The sequence below is a fragment of the Peribacillus sp. 05N428 genome (assembly GCF_056397085.1).
The window spans coordinates 121,298-143,201 of the sequence record NZ_JBFTMS010000001.1; the positions used below are offsets into that span (position 1 = coordinate 121,298).

17 protein-coding genes are annotated in these 21,904 nt (G+C 41.3%); all 17 read left to right on the forward strand.

Features of this window, described 5'->3' with window-relative positions; translation table 11 throughout:
* Positions 1-383 precede the first annotated feature (383 nt).
* The 17 genes from AC1DIV_RS00530 (at position 384) to AC1DIV_RS00610 (ending at position 21,762) form a co-directional block, all read left to right on the forward strand.
* Complete coding sequence (locus AC1DIV_RS00530) at positions 384-1,697, forward strand: MFS transporter (protein ID WP_048682352.1); 1,314 nt, start codon at positions 384-386, stop codon at positions 1,695-1,697.
* A gap of 309 nt (positions 1,698-2,006) precedes the next feature.
* Positions 2,007-3,476 carry a helix-turn-helix transcriptional regulator gene (locus AC1DIV_RS00535; protein WP_477575609.1) on the forward strand — a complete coding sequence of 490 codons (1,470 nt, stop codon included), beginning with the start codon at positions 2,007-2,009 and terminating at the stop codon, positions 3,474-3,476.
* Positions 3,477-3,671: 195 nt separating this feature from the next.
* Positions 3,672-5,348 (forward strand): urocanate hydratase, encoded by a 1,677-nt coding sequence (hutU, locus tag AC1DIV_RS00540; protein ID WP_048677985.1) that lies wholly within the window; start codon positions 3,672-3,674, stop codon positions 5,346-5,348.
* Complete coding sequence (hutI, locus tag AC1DIV_RS00545) at positions 5,345-6,643, forward strand: imidazolonepropionase (protein ID WP_251539157.1); 1,299 nt, start codon at positions 5,345-5,347, stop codon at positions 6,641-6,643. The genes hutU and hutI overlap by 4 nt, the downstream gene beginning before the upstream one ends.
* 225 nt (positions 6,644-6,868) lie before the next feature.
* A complete protein-coding gene (locus AC1DIV_RS00550; protein ID WP_174878728.1) occupies positions 6,869-7,021 on the forward strand; it encodes a hypothetical protein in 153 nt (50 codons plus the stop codon).
* A 214-nt stretch (positions 7,022-7,235) separates the two neighbouring features.
* Positions 7,236-8,621: an MFS transporter gene (locus AC1DIV_RS00555; protein ID WP_251539159.1), complete on the forward strand. Its 1,386-nt coding sequence runs from the start codon at positions 7,236-7,238 to the stop codon at positions 8,619-8,621.
* Positions 8,622-8,703: 82 nt separating this feature from the next.
* Positions 8,704-10,263 carry a histidine ammonia-lyase gene (gene hutH, locus AC1DIV_RS00560; RefSeq protein ID WP_477575611.1) on the forward strand — a complete coding sequence of 520 codons (1,560 nt, stop codon included), beginning with the start codon at positions 8,704-8,706 and terminating at the stop codon, positions 10,261-10,263.
* A gap of 94 nt (positions 10,264-10,357) precedes the next feature.
* Positions 10,358-11,482: an N-methyl-L-tryptophan oxidase gene (gene solA / locus AC1DIV_RS00565; protein WP_340876178.1), complete on the forward strand. Its 1,125-nt coding sequence runs from the start codon at positions 10,358-10,360 to the stop codon at positions 11,480-11,482.
* A 257-nt stretch (positions 11,483-11,739) separates the two neighbouring features.
* A complete protein-coding gene (pxpA, locus tag AC1DIV_RS00570; protein ID WP_340876179.1) occupies positions 11,740-12,498 on the forward strand; it encodes a 5-oxoprolinase subunit PxpA in 759 nt (252 codons plus the stop codon).
* Between the two features lie 121 nt (positions 12,499-12,619).
* A complete protein-coding gene (locus tag AC1DIV_RS00575) occupies positions 12,620-13,759 on the forward strand; it encodes an NRAMP family divalent metal transporter (RefSeq protein ID WP_323598155.1) in 1,140 nt (379 codons plus the stop codon).
* Positions 13,760-13,849: 90 nt separating this feature from the next.
* Positions 13,850-14,641: a putative hydro-lyase gene (locus tag AC1DIV_RS00580; protein ID WP_048677978.1), complete on the forward strand. Its 792-nt coding sequence runs from the start codon at positions 13,850-13,852 to the stop codon at positions 14,639-14,641.
* 22 nt (positions 14,642-14,663) lie between these two features.
* Positions 14,664-15,422, forward strand: a complete 759-nt coding sequence (gene pxpB / locus AC1DIV_RS00585; RefSeq protein ID WP_340876182.1) for a 5-oxoprolinase subunit PxpB — start codon at positions 14,664-14,666, stop codon at positions 15,420-15,422.
* The gene (locus AC1DIV_RS00590; protein ID WP_340876183.1) at positions 15,419-16,414 is read left to right on the forward strand and encodes a 5-oxoprolinase subunit C family protein; all 996 of its coding nucleotides are present in this window, start codon (positions 15,419-15,421) and stop codon (positions 16,412-16,414) included. Before pxpB ends, AC1DIV_RS00590 begins: the two co-directional genes overlap by 4 nt.
* A 1,010-nt stretch (positions 16,415-17,424) precedes the next feature.
* Positions 17,425-18,507 (forward strand): hypothetical protein, encoded by a 1,083-nt coding sequence (locus tag AC1DIV_RS00595; RefSeq protein ID WP_134781365.1) that lies wholly within the window; start codon positions 17,425-17,427, stop codon positions 18,505-18,507.
* Entirely contained in the window at positions 18,494-20,659 is a 2,166-nt protein-coding gene (locus AC1DIV_RS00600; protein ID WP_340876185.1) for a molybdopterin oxidoreductase family protein, read from the forward strand. The genes AC1DIV_RS00595 and AC1DIV_RS00600 overlap by 14 nt, the downstream gene beginning before the upstream one ends.
* 3 nt (positions 20,660-20,662) lie before the next feature.
* Complete coding sequence (locus tag AC1DIV_RS00605; RefSeq protein WP_340876186.1) at positions 20,663-21,223, forward strand: 4Fe-4S dicluster domain-containing protein; 561 nt, start codon at positions 20,663-20,665, stop codon at positions 21,221-21,223.
* Positions 21,224-21,234: 11 nt separating this feature from the next.
* Complete coding sequence (locus AC1DIV_RS00610; protein ID WP_063593202.1) at positions 21,235-21,762, forward strand: Rieske (2Fe-2S) protein; 528 nt, start codon at positions 21,235-21,237, stop codon at positions 21,760-21,762.
* Positions 21,763-21,904 lie beyond the last annotated feature (142 nt).

Here is a 21,904-nt window from a genome sequence, read left to right on the forward strand (position 1 = left end):
TCTAGTTAAATGATTGCTGGTCTATTTAATCTAACGTAGATCATGAATAATCACAACGCTATTTTAAATGGTTTTCGCGCATTTGGAAAGCGCTTACAATGATTTGGGGTCAAGTATTGGGAAGGTTAATTCAGTTTAAATAGGAGGTTTTTCAAGGATTCCTATACAATCGGTTACTGTCTTGCAGAAAGGCTTATTCCTCTTTAGCCCTGAGTATATGGATTGTATTTATATAATATTGTTGGATTCAGTATATGTAAATGGAGGGTGGTGGTTTTCAGGATAAATTGAGAGCTAGGAATGAACCAGAGTGTCGGGAAGCTGGAAAAGAGTTGTAGTAAACTTTTTTGGGAAATAGTAGCATGAAAAGGGAGGAAATAATCTTGAATCATTCCAGTGGTGAAATAGAGAAACGAACGATCAGTAAGACGATGAAACGCATTCTTCCATTTATCCTGCTTTTGTATATCATCGCTTACTTGGACAGGGTCAATTTAGGCTATGCTGCTTTACAAATGAATGCAGAATTAGCCTTATCCGCTGAAGTTTTTGGATTGCTTTCTGGTATTTTCTTCATCGGCTATTTCTTTTTTGAAGTTCCTAGCAACATGATCATGCATAAAGTGGGAGCTCGGATATGGATTGCCCGTATAATGATTTCGTGGGGGCTTGTGGTAATATTAACAGGTTTTGCCCAAACAACGATGCATTTATATATTCTCCGTTTTTTATTAGGTGTTGCCGAAGCTGGTTTTTTCCCTGGTATAATTTTGTATTTAACTTATTGGTTCAGGGCCCGCGAAAGAGGACGGGCAACAGCGGTTTTGCTTTTAGCCCTTCCGATTGGCGGATTGATTGGTGCGCCTGTGTCCACCTGGATTCTTGACAATATTTCCTGGTTCGGTATGGCTGGGTGGAGATGGATGTTCATTCTTGAAGGCATTCCGGCCATTATTATAGGAATTGTTGTTGTTTTCTATTTAACTAATAGACCGTCTAACGCTAAATGGTTATCAAAGGAAGAAAGTGATTGGTTAGAAGGCGAATTGAGTGCGGAAAGAAAAGTTAGCTCGAAAATAAATAAAGTCACGAAGCTTGATATGCTGAAAGATTCGAAAATCTGGAAGTTGGCCCTTTTCTATTTTGCAGGATACACATCTATCTATGGATTGTCATTTTGGATGCCAACCATCATAAAATCTTTATCGGAAAACGCAACAACTAATTTAGAAATAGGCTGGTTAGCGATGATTCCATCTTTAGTCGGTATACCTGCGGTTATGTTTGTAGGCTGGAATTCAGATCGGACCAATGAACATAAAACACATTTGCTCGTTTGCCTCATGATAGCGGTAGTCGGATTTATCGGATGCGGCTTTTCAAATAGTGTTTTTATGATGGTGCTTATGTTAACGATTACATCTTTCGGGTTATACGGGTTCAGTGGATGTTTCTTTGCCTATATGACATTTTTCTTCACTGAGTCCACTGCCCCAGTTGGAATAGCCATAGTCAATTCATTTGCGGCTTTAGGCGGTTTTGTAGGACCGATGATTCTCGGAACTGTTGCATTTACTCAAGGGATGTTTATTTTATCTGGATTACTTATAATAGGTGTCATCACCCTATTATCATTAAAATTGACGGATGCTTCGGAAGAAAACATAGGTAAAGAAGTTGATGTCAATATTAATTGATTATAAAGGTTCTAAATGTATTGAAGATTAAAATGATAAAAAAAGAAACATCATTGGAAATCACAGCGTTTCCACGATGTTTCTTTTTTTATTTAAGCACATATATATGGGGTGAAAATATCAGTTGAGAATGTCAAAGTTTAATCTAAATCGCAGGTTCTGCCTAATAAGACTTGTTTGTAGTTTTCGGCGGGATTAGAATGGAGATGAGATGAAAGTGCTTTCGAAAAGATCAGGGATCCCTTTTCTATTCATGTGCTGACTTCATATTATTCATTAGGGGAATAACAGCAGAAATGAGGTGATGATGTGGAAATTCATTTGGTGGCAAAAGATGAGATTGAGGCTCAAGGAATTCGTTGGATCGTGGAGTCCCACCTAACGGGAGTTAGATTGATCTTATGGAAAACGATTGAAGAATTCGAAAAGGGCATACGCAATCAGCAACCTGAATTCGTTATTTTGGATATGGATATTTGGACGGATGAAAGTGAGGCGATGGGTGTTTCGTTAAAGCGGAGGGGAATTCGATGGTTAGGGATTTCATCTGAGCGAATCTTCCAAACCGCTTATCGAGCCTTACGTTTTCGTGCTGAAGATGTTTTATTCCGTCCTTTTTCTTCGGCAGATTTGGTAAAACATATCCAACAATTACGTTTTCAATTGAGAAATGGTCCAGGTCATATCTCTTCAAACACCATGGGTGATGAGAATGCTCTGGATATTGGGTATCCAGATTTCTTCTTGACAGACCGGAAGCATGAAAGCCGAATAACCATGGTCGCTTTCTTGACACCTGATAACAAGACCCTTCCATTAGTTTATGATGAACTGCAACGATATTCTTTTACTGGGAAGAATCAAATCTTCGCATTATCGGATTTTATTTTATGTGTCCAGGAAACAAAGGAAATGGAGATATATAAGGAAGAGTATCAGGCCTTCCTTGCCCATTGGAAAGAAAGAATGGATGAGCCCCTTGCCATCATAATAAAGGCGGCAACTTCAGATGAGTCTTTAAAAAGGATGTATCAGCAAACTCGTGAATTTACGAGACAAATCTTTTTCGATGGATATGATATCATCTTAGCCGAAAGTCAACAGACTTCGCATCGAGAGATGGATCCATTCCTCACACCTCTTGAACAAAGACTATGGATAGAAATGCTCGAACGACGGGATGCGAAGGCTATCAGGAACTGGATTGAACGTGAATTCCTTACCTTCGAACGACCATACCCCGACCCGGAAATCGTTCGTATCCGCCTTACAAGCGTACTTGCACAGATTCGCAGGCATATGAAATCATACAACTTGCAAAATGCTTCCCTGGAAGCCATATACTATGATGTATTTCAGCAAATTGTACATAAACCTGTCATACATCAAATAGTGAAAGAGCTGCATGCGTTCACCACCCATATGCTTCTGCAGGATCATGGACAATTACAGGAAGGGGCACGCACAATCAGCGAAAAGGCAAGGGAGCTGATCGAGTCCAACTATTGGGACGCCCAGTGGAATCTAGCGAGTTGTGCAGATACTCTGCGAATCAATAAAAGTACACTCAGCCGTCGATTTGCGGCTGAATCCGGCGAGTCTTTTCGAAATACGCTGCACCAAGTTCGAATTAGGGAAGCTAAACGTTTATTAAAGGAAACGGATTTATCATTGGAGGAAATCTCACAATTGGCCGGCTATTCACATCAAACCTATTTCAATGCCAAATTCAAATTGCTTGAAGCCTGTACACCATCAGCATATCGGTCTGGCTTATAAAAAAGGACGATTCAATAAATGAATCGTCCTTTTTTATTTATTTCATAACAATGTAATTGATGGAATTATTCATAAAAAAATAAAGTTAACTACAAAATAGTGAAACAAATTATAAAATTATCATTAAATTATAATAAATTATTCTGAATTTTTCTTATAGAATGAAAATATAACAAAAACAAGGGGGAAATGAGAATGAATACGATTACAAATAAGGTTATACGCTATAGAGGCACTGATTTGAATACGAAAGGTTGGCAACAAGAGGCAGTGCTTAGAATGCTGATGAATAATTTGGATCCTGAAGTCGCCGAACGTCCTGAGGATTTGGTGGTATACGGAGGGATTGGGAAAGCAGCACGTAACTGGGAATGCTTTGATGCAATCGTCAAATCACTAAAAGAGCTTGAAGAAGATGAAACTTTACTTGTCCAATCAGGGAAACCGGTAGCAATTTTTAAAACGCATACGGATGCACCGCGTGTCCTGATTGCCAATTCAAATATCGTCCCGGCGTATGCGAACTGGGAAACATTCCATGAACTTGATAAAAAGGGATTGATGATGTATGGGCAAATGACAGCAGGGAGCTGGATATATATTGGCTCTCAAGGCATCGTACAGGGTACATACGAGACATTTGCCGAGCTAGCAAAACAACATTTCAATAACTCGTTGAAAGGCACTATCACTCTTACGGCTGGTCTAGGCGGCATGGGTGGGGCACAGCCACTGGCAGTTACGATGAACGGCGGGGTCTGTATCGGAATTGATGTTGATGAAACAAGAATTGACCGGAGAATCGAGACTCGTTATACCGATGTGAAAACGGATTCTTTGGATGAAGCCATTCGTTTAGCCAAAGAAGCTAAACTTGCAGGAAAAGCATTATCGATTGGTTTGATTGGGAATGCTTCAGATATTCTTCCAGAAATGATTGCAAGGAACTTCATTCCGGATGTCTTGACGGATCAGACTTCCGCCCATGATCCGCTTAATGGATATACACCTTCAGGTATGTCAATGGTGGAAGCGGCAGAATTAAGGAATGCCAATCCAGAAGAGTATATTAAACTCTCTAAAGCTTCAATGGCCAAACATGTAAGAGCGATGCTTGAAATGATGGAAAAAGGAGCCGTGACGTTTGATTATGGCAATAATATCCGTCAAGTTGCGAAAGATGAAGGCGTAGAAAATGCTTTTGACTTCCCTGGCTTCGTTCCAGCATATATCCGTCCACAATTTTGTGAAGGAAAAGGTCCATTCCGTTGGGTCGCTTTATCTGGTGATCCAGAAGATATTTATAAAACAGACCAAGCCATTTTACGTGAATTCGCTGATAATGAGCATTTATGTAACTGGATTAGAATGGCTCAAGACAAAATCCAGTTCCAAGGTCTTCCTTCCCGTATTTGCTGGCTTGGTTATGGGGAGCGTGCCCGTTTTGGTAAAATCCTTAATGATATGGTTGCAAGCGGTGAATTGAAGGCTCCGATCGTGATTGGACGTGACCATTTGGATTCAGGATCTGTCGCTTCGCCGAATCGTGAAACGGAAGCCATGAAGGATGGTTCGGATGTAGTGGCTGACTGGCCGATCTTAAATGCAATGGTGAACGCAGTGGGCGGTGCAACCTGGGTATCCGTACATCATGGCGGTGGCGTAGGAATGGGATACTCCATGCATGCTGGCGTGGTAATTGTGGCAGACGGAACCGAAGAAGCAGCAGCCAGGATTGAGCGAGTGCTGACAACGGACCCTGGGATGGGCGTTGTACGCCATGTTGATGCAGGATATGAACTTGCAGAGGAAACAGCCCGTGAAAGAGGTATTAATATCCCGATGCTTGGTAAAGGAATTGATAAAAAATGACAAAGCCAATTTGGATAAAACATGCCACTCAACTTGCTACCCTTACCTCTGAAAGGAAAGGGCCGCGTTCCAAAGAGGGAATGTCGGAGCTTGGTTTGATAGAGGATGGAAGTATATGGATGGAGTCAGGGTTAATCCAAGCTGTCGGGACAACCAAGGAATTGGAAAAACTCTATGCTGATAGAATGCATGAAGCTGAAGTTTTCGATGCAACTGGCCATTTGGTGACACCAGGGCTTGTCGATCCCCATACACATGTTGTATATGGGGGAAGTCGTGAGCGTGAATTCGAAATGCGTCTGGAAGGTGCAACATATATGGACATCATGAACGGGGGAGGGGGCATTCATGCAACCACCCGCATGACAAGGGAAGCAAGTGAAGAAGAGTTGATGGAACAAACCATACGACGCCTTGATTCGTTTCTCGCTCATGGTGTGACTACAGTAGAAGGTAAAAGCGGCTATGGAATGAATTTGGAAACCGAATTGAAGCAGTTGCGGGTGATGAAGAAGTTACAGGAAGAGCATCCGATTGATCTAGTTCCTACCTTCATGGGAGCCCATGCGGTTCCAAAGGATTATAAAGGCCGTGAGGATGAATTTGTCGATCATCTGATTAATGATATGCTTCCAATCGTCGCTGAAGAAAAGCTTGCTGAATTCAATGATGTGTTTTGTGAAAAAGGGGTTTTTACCCCTGAACAATCAGAGCGGATATTAAAGGCGGGGAAAAAGTACGGCTTGATCCCTAAAATTCATGCTGATGAAATTGAGCCTTACGGGGGAGCCGAACTAGCTGCTAAAATCGGGGCTATATCAGCCGAGCATTTATTAAAGGCCTCCGAAGAGGGAATTCAATCCATGGCTAAGTCAGGAACCATTGCCTGCTTGCTTCCAGCCACAGCTTTGTATTTAAGGGAAGATGCGGCCCCAGGACGGCGAATGGTTGATGAAGGTGTAGCTGTTGCCATTTCGACCGATTGCAATCCCGGATCCTCGCCGACGACTTCCATGCCGCTTGTCATGAACCTGGCATGCATCTCGATGCGGCTGACCCCTGCTGAAGCGCTTACCGCGGCAACATACAATGCTGCTTGTGCAATCAACAGACAGGAAAAGATAGGTTCACTTGAAGTGGGAAAACAAGCGGATGTCGTTTTATGGAATGTTGAAAACTATCAGGAGTTGCAATATTTATTTGGGGTTAACCATGTTAAGACAGTATGGAAAAACGGTGTTCAAGTTGTGAATGATAAAGTGAAGTCTGATTCCAAAAGCCTTACGGGCCTTTAAAAATCAGTATTCTCAATCAATGTCTACCCATTCCATCCGCTGAAAAATTCAGGGGATGGAATGGGCTTTTGGAAGTATTAACTAATGTAATGGTGCTGAATAGTAGGATGAAATTTATCATCCTACGCATTTTCAGCATTAAACACTTTACCACTTTACAGTGAGATTTAATGAAAGGATTTTAAGGAGTTCGTGGAAATGAATCTTCCATGTGGAGGGAATTTTATGTGGATAATCACTATCCATTCGAAAAAAGGCATAAAAATGTTTGAGTTTAGCACAGAAAAGGAAGCAAGGGAAAGATTTGAGGTAATGGAAGGCTGTAAAATCCTTAGTGAAGTCATTTATTTCAATGATAAACAATTGATTGAAACTTAAACTATATTTTCATATATAAAATAGAAATTAAAAGGTAGAATGATTTGATATAGTTTATAAAAAGAGTATATTTCATAATATTCTTTGCTCAATTTTTTTATAGTATTAAGCTTATTCGTTCCATTCAATTTCAGCGCCACTCACGGAGTGTTACAGTTCTAGTGTTTTTTTTTGAATCAATATATCTGATAAATCAAAATATGGAGGGGATTCTTTGAACGAACAAAAATTCACGATTGACGATGCCCCATTTAATAGGTTTCATTTTCGAATTTCAGGACTTACATTCGGTTCCAGCTTTTGTGATGGCTATTCTCTAGGAATCATTGCGATGGCCCTGACAGTATTCGGGCCTCAGATGAATATGAATTCATTGTGGACAGGGCTGATCGGCAGCTCTGCTTTAATCGGTCTGTTTGCGGGATCTTTAATACTTGGAAGACTTTCTGACCGTGTAGGAAGACAGAAAATCTTTCTCGTAAACTTTTTACTCATCACGGTAGCTACTATTTTACAATTTTTTGTTAGCAGCCCGGAAGAGCTTTTTATTTTACGGTTGCTGATTGGTTTTGGACTTGGAGGGGATTACGCTGTAGGTACGACCTTGCTTGCCGAGTTTTCTCCCAAAAAGTATCGCTCCTCGCTCCTCGCGTCTATAAACGTAGTGTGGACGCTTGGTTATGTTGCATCAAACTTTGTTGGTCATTACTTGGGCCAGATTGGTTCAGATTCATGGCGTTGGATGCTTGTCAGCGCTGCCATTCCGGCAATTGTGGTTTTGATTTTAAGAATAGGGACGCCTGAATCACCAAGGTGGCTTGTCAGCATGGGGCGTGTCGAAGAAGCTCGCCAGATTGTAAAAAAACACCTTGGAGCGAACGTTGAAATGGGAGAAACGACGACTGGTACAGAAAACCAAAAGACTCTGGGGTTTCGTGGGCTTTTCAGTAAAAGGCTTCGTAAGCGGTTGGCTTTTGGTGGAATATTCAAATTGACTCTTGTTATTCCCTACTTTGCCATTTACACTTTCCTGCCTTCCATACTTAGTACAATGGGTTTTGAACAGAACTTTTTTGCCGATACCATGTTAAATCTATTCTTGCTTGTTGGGGCAATTATTGGTCTTTGGCTGCTTGCAAAATTTTCTCGTAGAGGATTTACCATCGGGGCTTTCACGATCCTTACTGTTTCATTGTTTTCACTCAGCATCTTACACAATGGTTCTCAATTCTTAATGTTGGTAGCCTTCTTGATCTTTACTTTTTTCATGTCAGCAGCATCGAACCTTACATTAGTATACCCAGCAGAGCTTTTTCCAACTGAAATCCGTGGCTCGGGAATAGGTATGGTTACGGCAATTAGTCGGATTGGTTCTGCAATTGGAACATTTCTGCTGCCTGTTTCTTTAAGTTCATTCGGATTAAGTGCCTCAATGGCAGGAATGGCAGCCATTCTACTGGTGGGCTTGATCGTATCGATCGCCTGGGCACCTGAAACGAAGAATCTTTCATTACATGAAGCAAGTGACCCATTGCTAGAAACGGAGAATTCTCCGAAAGGAACCGCTATTCCCTTTACAAAAAATGAAAAAATAACATAAGATAACTTCCAGTAAATAAATGAGAAGGACCAAAACTTTTTTCTCCTTCTTTGATGAGTCATAAGAGAGGAGATGTATAAGGATGACAACTGCCGATTGTTTACATCCTATGGATATTAAAGAGGTTGTACTAGGGGATGACGCCATCTCAATCCAAGAGGTAATTGCGGTTGCAAGATATGGGGCGATGGTTTCCTTTACACAAACATATTGTGATAGGGTGAATAAATCACGTAGCTTAATAGACAAGTTTTTAGATGAAAATCGATTGATTTATGGTGTAACTACGGGTTTTGGCAGTAATATGACCGAGGTGATTTCTCCAAAGGACGCAGAAACCCTTCAACGGAATATTGTTCGTTCACATGCCGTTTCTGTTGGGGAAACTCTTGAAAAAGAAGTCGTAAGGGCCATTCAATTGATGATCCTAGTAAATTTAGGCCAAGGGTATTCAGGAGTTCGTTTACAGTTATTAAATCTTATTGCTTCACTATTAAATCACGATATCATTCCGTTTGTTCCAGGTGATGGGTCAGTGGGGTATCTTTCTCCTGAAGCTCACATGGCCTTAGTGGTGATGGGAGAGGGGAAGGCATGGTATGAAGATGAGCTCATACCTGGCATGGAAGCTTTAGGGAAAGCGGGATTAGCACCTGTTACGTTGGGTGCTAAAGAAGGATTGGCACTTACAAGCGGGACTACTTCCGTCACCGCGATGGCTGTCCTGGCTTTATACAATAGCATGCAGGCGGCGAAAACCGCTGACATTACGGGAGCGATGTCCTTAGAAGTGCTGAAAGGTACTATAAAAGCATTTGATCCCCGTCCACACTCATTGAAAAAACATGAGGAACAGGCTAAGACAGCCAGAAATGTATCAAGGATTCTTGAAGGCAGCCAAATCATTGATACATACAAGGAACATAGATTACAAGATGCACTTAGCTTACGATGCATTCCACAAGTCCATGGAGCCATAAAAAGAGTATTGAAAGATGCTGCTGTATCAATCGAGAATGAAATGAACTCTGTAAGTGACAATCCTCTGATTTTTCCTGAAGAGGAAGATGGAATTGGCCTGATGGCTGGGAATTTTGATGGTTCATTTGTTGGGATTTATGCGGATGCGATATCCATAGCGTTAGCAAACTTAGCAAAAATAACAGAACGCAGAATAGATCGCCTTGTAAACCATCACCTAAGTGAATTACCTAATTTCTTAGTGGTTAATCCTGGTTTAAATAGTGGCTACATGATTCCACAATATACAGCTGCCGGGCTATTAAATGAAATCAGGGTGCTCTCGCATCCAGCGACAATAGATAATATCCCTACATGTGCAAATCAAGAAGACGTGATAAGTTTTGCCTATTTTGCTTCGAGGAAAGCATATCGGATTTCGAAGAAACTTGAATATATTTTAGCCATTGAACTGATGACGGCAACACAAGCAATGGATTTTCATCTACCTTTGAAACCGTCACCGGTTACGGAGGAGGTATATCATTTAGTTCGGAGCGAAGTCCCGATGGTTGAAGAAGATCGCTTTTTTCATCCTGACATTGAAGCGATTTATAGGCAAATTCATGAAGGGGAAATAGTGAAGCTCGTTGAAAGGGCGATTGGGGAAATAGAGTTCTAAAACCATGTTGAAGCTGTTTTACTTTATTTTATAAGGTAAAATGGCTTCCTTTTTTTAAAATGAAGGACCATATTTAAAGGAGGAGGGATGAAAGATGCATTATGATGTAATTGTAATTGGAGCTGGATCCATGGGAATGTCTTCAGGTTATTATCTATCAAAAAAAGGACAAAAAGTATTATTATTGGATTCCTTTGCTCCTCCTCATAATAAGGGGAGCCATCACGGGGAAACAAGAATTATTAGGCATGCTTATGGTGAAGGCAGGGAGTATGTTTCTTTGGCACTAAAATCACAAAAGCTTTGGGGTGAATTGGAAAGAATTTCGGGTCAACCATTATTTCTTCCAACGGGGGTCCTGAATGTTGGAAGCCAAAATTCCACTTTCATTAAACAAGTGAAAGCAGGATCAAAGGAATATGGTTTACCTATGAAAATATTGGATTACCATGAAATTCATGATAGGTGGCCAGGAATAACACTGCCGGAAGACTACATTGGGTGCTATGAATCGACTTCGGGCGTGTTGAAAAGTGAAGAGTGCTTAAGGGCGTATCAACAACTTGCGAAATCCCATGGTGCCGACATCATTGTAAACAGTGAAGTAAGGAATATAGTTGCTCATAGTAACGGGGTCACGGTTATAACGGATGAACAGACATTCCACTCGGAATCTTTAGTGGTTGCAGTTGGGGCGTGGGCACCGAAAATATTGGCGATGTTAGATTTGAATCTCCCGCTGGAACCCATCAGAAAAACATTTGCCTGGTTTCATGCAAATGAAAAATTATATAATCATAATGATTTTCCGGCTTTTACTTTTGATACTTCACTTGGTACATACTATGGCTTCCCTAGTATAAATGGTTCTGGACTGAAAATAGGGAGACATGATGGAGGACAGCGGATCAATCCTGATGGCTGTATCAAGGGTTTTGGTGAATTGGATGAGGATGAGGGAGATTTGATGAGGTTTTTAGGGCAATTTATGCCTGCTGATCAAAAAATGAAATATGGGAAAACTTGCATCTATACCATGACCCCTGATGAGCATTTTATAGTGGATAAACATCCTTATTATCCACATATTGCTATTGCGGCAGGTTTCTCTGGACACGGTTTTAAGTTCAGCAGTGTCATGGGAGAAATTTTGAGTGACTTGATTATCTCCGGTACGACCAAGGAAGATATTTCATTGTTTTCGATTAACCGATTTTGAATTAACTCCAAACTTAAAAACTGTAATCATGGCCGTTGCTTCCTTTCAAAGGAAACAACGGCTTTTTTGTATCAAACTGTAATGTTAGGTTTTCTAACAAAATATTGTCGAAATAATTAAAATATGCTAGAATGAGAATATTCCGAAATATGAAACTAAGGTTCCGAATTTCGGAACATAAGCATTTGAATGATTGAAAGAGTAATTACATATTTTTATGGTTTACTAAAATTTCCGTTATTAAAGGAGAGGGTAGTATGAACAAGGTTGATTTGAATTGTGATTTAGGAGAAAGTTTTGGCGCTTACCGGATGGGTAATGATCAAGAGATTTTAGATTATGTAACATCTGTTAATGTAGCTTGTGGATTCCACGCTGGTGATCCGACAGTCATGAGAAAAACGGTTCAGCTTGCTTTAGGGAAAGAAGTCAAAATCGGAGCCCACCCAGGTTTACAGGATTTAATAGGATTTGGCAGACGCAATATGAATATTTCTCCACAGGAAGCTTATGATATTGTCGTCTATCAAATTGGAGCATTAAATGGCTTCCTGCAATCCGAAGGCGGAAGTATGCAGCATGTGAAACCGCATGGGGCTTTGTACAATATGGCCGCAAAGAACAAAGAGTTATCCATGGCCATTGCCGAAGCGGTTTATAAAGTGAATCCCGAGCTTATCTTATTTGGTTTGTCGGGCAGTGAATTAATACGAGCCGGACAGGCTATCGGATTGCAAACAGGGAGTGAAGTATTTGCCGATCGCACCTACCAACATGATGGTTCATTGACTTCCCGATTGGAAAAGGACGCACTGATTGAAAACGATGATGTTGCAGTTGCCCAAGTCATTCGCATGGTGAAGGAAGGGAAGGTACTGTCCCGGCAAGGCTCAGATGTGGCTTTAAAAGCAGATACCATTTGTATTCACGGGGACGGGGCACATGCTTTATCCTTTGCACGGCATGTTAGGGAATCTTTACAATTATCTGAAATAACAGTCAAGTCCTTTTCTTGAAAAAAACTAAACAATCAGGAGGCAGATTCCATTGGAGCCAATCAAAAATACAACAGCACAGAAAAAGAATTTGACTAAGCCAAAAACGAACCGCACTTTATTGTTAGGTGCAGCATTCCTAATGGCAACATCGGCAATAGGACCAGGTTTTTTAATGCAAACGACCGTTTATACCCAAAGTCTTGCGGCAAGTTTCGGTTTCGTTATCCTTATTTCGGTCATTCTTGATATATTTGCCCAAACTAATGTATGGCGGATTATTGCTGTATCCGAAAAGCGGGGTCAAGAGATTGCAAACATGGTCCTTCCTGGGCTGGGTTATGTACTGGCAGCACTGATCGTCATGGGCGGGCTGGCATTTAATATTGGAAATATCGCAGGAGCCGGATTAGGTCTAAATGCGATGACGGGAATATCCCCAACTACGGGGGCGGCAATAAGCGCAGTCATCGCCGTACTGATTTTTGTAGTGAAAGAAGCAGGAAAAGCGATGGACCGTTTTACGCAAATCGCTGGATTTTTCATGATTTGTTTGATGATTTACGTTGCATGGACAACCTCTCCTCCTGTAGGGGAAGCGGTAGTGAAGACCTTTGTCCCTGATAAAATCGATATTATCGCCATCGTTACATTAGTGGGCGGATCAGTTGGCGGCTACATTACTTTTGCGGGAGGCCATCGTCTATTGGATGCAGGCGTGAAGGGCGTTGACTCATTACCACAGGTCACGAAGAGCTCGGTAATGGGGATATTGATCACGACAGTCATGCGTGTTGCATTATTTTTAGCAGTACTTGGTGTTGTATCGAAAGGTTTACAAATTGATCCGGATAACCCTGCAGCATCCGTTTTTCAGCTCGCTGCCGGTGATATAGGATATAAAATCTTTGGTGTCGTCATGTGGGCTGCAGCGATCACGTCTGTTGTTGGAGCGGCATATACTTCGGTTTCATTTGTCAGAACCTTCAGCGAAAAGATAAATAATAAGGCAAACTGGATAATCATTGGCTTTATAGCCGTATCGACCATTTGCTTTCTATTGATTGGTCAACCGGTTAAAGTATTGCTTATAGTTGGTGCCATTAATGGACTCATCTTACCAATTGCTCTTGGAACATTGCTGATTGCCGCATATAAGAAAAATATCGTGGGTGATTATAAGCATCCTTTATGGTTAACGATTTCCGGTGTATTCGTGGTAGTCATCATGGCGTTGATGGGCGTATATACATTAATGAAACAACTGCCAGCACTTTTTTAATGATCAATGAATGAAAATCCAATAAATAAAGGTGGAAGTGGCGTGCCAGTTTGTCACTTTCTGCCACTTCGTAATAGGAGATGAATACTAATGATCGACCTTTCTCAAGCTACCCCGGCTGAGTTGCGTTCAATGATTCGAAACAACGAATTGATAAAACCGACTGCTGGCATGGCTAACGGTTATGCACAAGCGAACCTAGCCATCTTAAAAAAAGAGCATGCTTTTGATTTCTTATTATTCTGTCAGCGTAACCCTAAATCCTGTCCATTGCTGGATGTTACGGAAATTGGTTCACCCATTCCCGCATTTGCAGCAAAGTCTGGGGATATCCGCACCGATATTCCGAAATATAGGGTATATAAATATGGAGAATTAGTGGAAGAAGTAACGGATATCTCAAACTACTGGGAAGACGATATGGTTGGATTTTTAATTGGGTGCAGCTTTACATTCGAACACGCCCTATTAAATAATGATATATCGATTCGTCATATTGAAGAGGGATGCAATGTACCCATGTATAAAACCAATATCCCTTGTATTGAAGCAGGGATTTTTCATGGGAAAATGGTGGCTAGCATGAGGCCGATTCCACAAAAGGATGTGGTGAGGGCAGCTCAAGTGACATCGCGGTTTCCGGCCGTTCATGGCGCTCCAATCCATATTGGCGACCCTGAAGCGATCGGTGTTTCCAGCATTCAGCATCCGGATTTTGGTGATCCAGTAACGATTCGTGAAGGGGAAGTCCCGGTATTTTGGGCATGTGGTGTAACACCTCAATCCATTGCTATGGAAACTAAACCGGAGATCATGATCACGCATGCACCTGGACATATGTTCATAACGGACATTCGTGATGAAAAATTAGGAGTTTTATAACTGACAGAAAGAGATGATTCCTATGCCGGAAAAGCTTTTGAAAAAAACTGCATGTACACTTTCTCCATTAGGCGATTCCGCAATCGTGATAACATTCGGGAATGGAATGGAATACAGCGTTCACAAAAAAATAAAATTGTTAAAGGATTTGCTGGAAAATGAACCTTTTGTAGGGTTTATAGAATGTGTACCGGCTTATACCAATTTGACGGTTTTTTATGATCCACTCGTTATTTATAAGGAACAAAATAAAAGCAATGGTAATGAAACCATATCTCCCTTTGAAGTGGTCCGTTCCATCTTGGAAATGAAATTACAGGATTTAAAAGAAGATAAGAAACTGATACATCGAACGGTTACTATTCCCGTGTGCTATGGGTATGAATATGGACCCGATTTGGAATATGTCGCCCGCTATAATGATTTGACTACTGATGAAGTCATTCATATTCATTCAACCGGTGAATATTTGGCTTATATGATCGGGTTCGCACCGGGTTTCCCGTTTCTTGGCGGACTTTCAGAGAACATCGCGACACCTAGGCGTTCCTCTCCCCGAATGACCATTCCGGCAGGGGCAGTAGGGATTGCCGGTATGCAAACGGGAGTATATCCCATATCAACGCCTGGTGGATGGCAATTGATCGGACAAACGCCAACCAAACTATTTTTACCAAATGTAAATCCTCCAAGTCTATTACAAGCAGGGGACATTGTGAAGTTCCATCCGATTACGGATCAAGAATATAAAGAAATGATTCTTAAGGAGGGGGTACAGTGAGCCTGCGCGTAATCAAACCGGGATTATTGACCAGTATACAGGATCTTGGAAGAAAAGGATTCAAGCAACATGGGGTGATTGTAAGCGGGGCGATGGATGCACATTCTTTACGAATTGCCAATATGTTGGTTGGTAATGAAGAAGGAGAAGCGGCCTTGGAAATTACATTAATGGGTCCGACCATTAAAGTAGAGAAAAATTGCCTGATTTCGATAACAGGTGGAAATTTATCACCTACACTTGATAATAAGGTGGTACCGATGTGGAAGCCCATTCTTGTGAAAAATGGATCGATTCTTCGATTTGAAGGGTGTAAATCAGGATGCAGGGCGTACTTAACTGTAGCGGGAGGCTTTGCTATTCCTGAAGTTATGGAGAGTAAAAGCACATATCTAAGGGCTGGGATTGGCGGCTATTTGGGGAGGGCACTAAAGGCTGACGATGTCTTGGAGTTGAATGAACCTTCGAAAAATCTTGGTGATCGAACGTTCAAAGGTTCATTTTACTTCCCAAAGTGGTTTGTCAATGAGAAGGAGTTCATGCCAGGAGGAAAACCTCTCATCCGTTTCATCGATGGAAGCCAATATGAATATTTCACAGACTCAAGTAAAGATAGTTTTGTAGAGAGGTTATTTAAAGTTTCCAATCAATCCGACCGCATGGGATATAGAATATCGGGCCCTGCACTGAAATTAAAGAATAATGGGGAGTTATTATCCGAAGCGGTTACAAATGGGTCCGTTCAGGTTCCTCCAGATGGAAATCCGATCATCCTCCTTTCAGATAGCCAAACAACGGGCGGATATCCTAAGATAGCTCAGGTTATTACGGCGGATTTACCAATTATCGCTCAGGTTAAACCAGGGGAATCGATTCAGTTCTCACGGGTGAATTTAAAGGAGGCTGAACGGCTGTTCCTTCAAAAAGAACGGCAATTGAAGGAATTGCAAATTTCAATTTCATTGGCCTTGAAAAAATGGCTGGATATATAATGCTTCTGCAATTATCGCAAAAGATGAGAAAGTACTCTTAAAGAGTGCTTTCTTCAGACTATAGACAAACTCGGTGAAAGTCGAGTTTGTCTACATTTTTTTATAGCTTGTACAATTTGGACGTTGATTTCCACTCCAGGCACTCGCTTTCCGCGGGCGGTCCGGGAGCCTCCTCTGCTTTCGCCTGCGGGGTCTCCCCTGGACACGCTTTTCCCGCAGGAGTCTCGTACCTTCCGTTCCAATCAACTTTGTTTTAACTTTTAGATAGAACACTTTTGCTTAGAGTCGTTTTTGTTTTAAAATAGATCTATAAAAACTTGAGGTGATCAGGATGCTTTCTAAACATGATTCTATTCAGCGAGATCAACTTAAAATGATTACTTTAGATCAACTGGTGCCACCGAACCATTTGGTTGGTAAAATTGAGGCTTCCTTGACTTCACTTTCATTTATGACTTGGTGAAAGATATGTATGCAGAGGTAGGACGCCCAATTATTGATCCTGTTATTTTTCAATCATTATACCTTCGATATTCGTTCTATGTGTAAAACGATTGAAGAAGCTGAAACACATATGGATTATCGTTGACCTTTTGTCTACAAACTGGAGAAAGTACTCTTAAAGAGTGCTTTCTTTTTTTATTTCATTAAACGAAGTCCATAATAAAGACGCTTCCTTTCTTCCACTATGTCCAATAATGTCTTCCAAAACCGGTTTGCAATTTCGAAAGAGAGGAGACGTTGAAATGCATTTTTTCTCCAAAAAATCTTGAAACCCAACATCCTCATACGTACTTATTTACATTTATTACCCCAATCCCAAATAAGAAGTTATGAAATCGGAATGATGGAAATTCGAACTAATCACCATTCTGACGTCTGAATTTCTGTTTATTTTCAAAGGTTAAGGGGATTTTTCCAATAGGATGGGGAAGTTCCCCGATATCGAACAATCAGGCAAGATCTTACAATAAGGGTATGGTAATTGTTTGTAATGAGGAGGAATAATAATGCAGGCAAAAGTCGCCGTAAATCAAAAAACAGGAAAATCGATTGATGATGCTTTTGCATCACATTTTGCCAAGTCTATGTTTCTAGCAGTTTGCGGACTTGTATTCTTATCGTTTATTGGTACGAGAATGTTTACACACGTGGATTTAAACCTTTATGGCTATATGGTGGGGACGTTTATTTTTATTGGGGGTTTCTTTTACAGATTTATCGCTTGGGGGGAAAGGCCGCCAACAAAGGTTTTTATAAAAAAAGGAATTAAAATTCTCTTAAGAAGATCAACGCCCAAAACAACAGTTGAACATTTAGCAACATACAATTTCATCTGGAACAGGGGAATTTACCGATGGACTCAGCACGTTCTAATGGGCTGGGGCTGCATTCTCTCCTGCTTCGTGACTTTTCCTCTAGTATTTGGATGGATGTACTTCACAATGGACGAGAACGGTTACTACAACATCATCGCCATGGGGATCCAGGTAATGACAGTACCAGCTGATGGGCTTATAGCGACGTTATCATATAACGCACTGAACATTACAGCAGTGATGGTCATTTCCGGTGTATGCATGGCCCTTTATCGCCGTTTGAAAAATATGCAGGCAAGGGCAGAACAACAATTCATGTATGACTTCCTTCCATTATTTATGCTGTTATTGGTCAGCGTTACAGGACTGGCACTAACCTTCATGAACATTTTTATGCATGGTGCAGGACAGCCAGCCATGTCCCTGATACACCAATGGTCAGTCATCATTACATTGATTTATCTTCCGTTCGGAAAACTTGCGCACATACCTTTTCGCCCAATGAGTGTATTCGCAAGAAATTACAGAGAGCATTATGCGGAACAATCCATGAAAGGATGCAAAGTATGCGGTAATGAGTTTGTTTCAACAGAACAATCAAAAGATGTCATTGAGGTTCTCGGCAGGAATGATATAGAATTCCAAGCGAAAGAAGGCCACCATCTCGCTGAAATGTGCCTTCCTTGTCGAAGAAAATACAGGATTGCCCAATTTTCCGGGTTCCCCATCCATGAAGTAAAAGTTAAGGAGGCAAACCAGGATGCAAAAGGATAAGTTTTTTAAAACAGAAAGTAATGTGATGCACCCGAATGAAACATTGGTCAAAACCCATTGTGCTTATTGCGGAATGCAATGCGGAATGAATTTAAGGGTAAATGTAGCGACGAATAAAATCATTGGGGTTGAACCCCGTTATGATTGGCCTGTAACCGTTGGGAAAATGTGTCCAAAAGGGGTTACAGCTTACCAGCAGACGAATCATGAAGATCGTATTTTAAAACCGCTTATTCGGGATGATGCTTCACTAAAGGGAACAAAGGAAGGCTTCCGAGAAGCAAGCTGGAATGAGGCGTATGATTTAATCGCAAATAAGTTCAGGGAACTTCAAGCTAAATATGGAAAAGATTCATTATCCGTTTTCAGCGGGGTATCAATGACAAATGAAAAATGCTATTTAACAGGGAAATTTGCACGTGTGGCTCTTGGAACTCGCTACATTGATTATAATGGCCGATTTTGCATGTCAAGTGCAGCCGGGGGATTCCTTCGTTCTTTTGGAGTTGATAGAGGTTCAACATTACCTTGGACTGATATTCATGAAACAGATTGCTTATTTATTGCAGGAAGCAACACAGCAGAATGCCATCCAACTTCTATGTTCCGTGTTTGGAACGTACAAGAAAGAGGAGGATACATTATCGTGGCAGATCCCCGTGAAACTCCTATTGCAAGAAGAGCAGATGTTCATCTTGACTTGAAACCGGGAACGGATCTTGCCCTTGCTAATGGAATCTTAAATCTATTAATTCAAAACGGGTATGCTGACGAAGATTTCATTAATAATCATACGAACGGGTTTGAAGAAACAAAAGAACTTGTAAAAGAATTTACACCGGAATATACGAGTGAGCTTACAGGTGTGGCACCGAAAAAAATCATTCGTGCAGCAGAAATTTATGGGAAATCACCAAATGCAGTTGTCATGTTTGCCCGTGGAATCGAACAGCAGCATAAGGGTGTTGACAATGTATCTGGATATACAAACTTGGCGCTTGTGACAGGTAAAATCGGACGGCCCAAGTCTGGTGTAGCGACATTCACTGGTCAAGGAAACGGGCAGGGGGGACGGGAGCATGGCCAGAAAGCCGATTTATTGCCAGGATACCGTAAAATTACAAACCCTGAACAGGTAGCAGAAGTTTGTAAAGTATGGAAAATCACTCCGGAAGAAATGCCCCAGCCGGGTGTTTCTGCATATGAAATGTTTGAATTGATGGAACAAAAAACGATTCGCGGATTGTATCTGCTATGTTCTAATCCTGCAGTGTCTGCGCCGAATCTGAATTTCGTCAGAAGTGCGATGAAAAATCTTGATTTTATGTTGTGTTCGGATTTCTATCTTTCTGAATCAGCAGAGTTTGCGGATGTGATCCTGCCATCTGTAACGTGGTCAGAAGATGAAGGAACAGTTACAAACCTTGAAGGAAGAATTATTAAGATAAATAAGGCACAAGAACCAATCGGTGAATCTAAGCCCGATTGGCAAATACAAGTAGAACTTGCAGAACGTCTTGGAAGAGGAAAATACTTTTCCCATTTGAAAACAGCAAAAGATATAGCTGATGAATTCAGACTGGCTAGTAAAGGAGGAAATGCCGATTATTATGGTGCTACATGGGATAAAATCGACAAACAGGACGGAGTATTTTGGCCTTGTAAGGATGAAAATGATATGGGAACGCCCCATATGTTCCTGGATAAGAAATTCTATCACGCAGACGGCAAAGCGAAAATTTGTGCGCTTCCTTACCGTCCCCCTGCTGAGGAGCCAGATGAAAAATATCCACTTCGTTTAACAACCGGGCGTGTCGTTTACCACTACTTATCTGGAAACCAGACGAGAAGAATCCAGTTCCTGCGTGATATGTGTCCGGAGCCATACGTCGAAGTACATCCGGAAACAGCAAAAAAATACAATATGGACCATGAGGATAAGGTCCGCCTGTACACCCGGAGAGGCGAGGCAATCTATAAAGTGAAAATTACAAAAGCAATTCGTGAGGACACTGTATTTGTTCCATACCACTTTGGGCACGAGCAATCTATCAACCTATTAACGATTGCAGCGCTTGACCCAATATCCCGTATGCCGGAGTTTAAGGTCTGTGCGGCTCAATTGGAAAAAGTCGAAATGAAGAAGGTGTAATAAATGAAAAAGAGGCTCTATTTAGAACTTGAAAACTGCATAGGATGCCGGTCATGCCTTGCTGCTTGTACACAATGCGGAGGGCATGAAGAGCGGAACAGGAACTACGTTTATGATGTAAACCCTCTGGTCAATCGGCAGACGATGCCTCTTATGTGCCTCCATTGTGTGAATCCGGCCTGTGCAAGAAGTTGTCCTGCCCAGGCAATCCAAATACATGAGACAGGGGCCGTCTTATCAGCTCTAGTTGAAAAATGTATTGGCTGCCAAAACTGTACGATCGCTTGTCCATATGGCATACCAAAATTTGACATAGAGCAAAACTTAATGTACAAATGCGATTTATGTATTGACCGGACAAAAAAAGGTATCCCGCCAATGTGTGCAAGTGTTTGTCCATCCAATACACTTCAGTGGCTCACCGATGAGGAAATTGGAAATAGAAAAAAACAATTTAATCTAGATAATGGAAAATGGGTGAGTAGCCTGCCTTATCTTGAAAGTGAAACGAACGTTAAGGTAAATTTGCCTGGTATTTTACAAGGAATTGAAAAGCTATTTTAGGAGGGATTTATATGCCGTCGGATAAAAATAATAAAATCCCCTTTAATGAAGATAATTACACCCATAATATTGAACGGGATAATGAAAGAAAGCTCGACAGACGGGGGTTCATGAAAACACTAGTGGGAGCTGCAGGAGTATTCGCGATTTCATCCCTTCCTTGGGGAGCGATTGCGGCTAAAGAATTGATGGGTCTTGGGGAAAAGGAGTATCCTCACAAAAAAATAACTAATGTAAGCGAACTTCCAATTGGTGACGCAGTGGAGTTTAAATTTCCAGGGGATCATGATGATGCCATTTTGATCAGATTGTCTGAAACGAAATACGTAGCATACCAAAATGCATGCACACATCTTCGTTGCCCGGTGTTTTGGGTGAAAGAAGAAGGTGAAATGATCTGTCCTTGCCATCATGGGAAATTTGATGTTGAAACAGGTGCTCCAACTGCTGGACCGCCAAGGAGGCCCCTGCCTGAAATTCAAGTGAAAGTTGAAAATGGCGCAGTATACGCTGTAAGGGTGAAGCGTTATGAAGTTTAAGTACATCGGTGTCGCGTTGCTTTGTGCCTTCTTTATGATGAATATTGTATTTACCCAATTTATGGTTCATCAATATTATTATGAAAATTATGTAAATGTTCTAATGTTTGGGGGATTAAACATAGTGGTGTTTCCCTTAGCG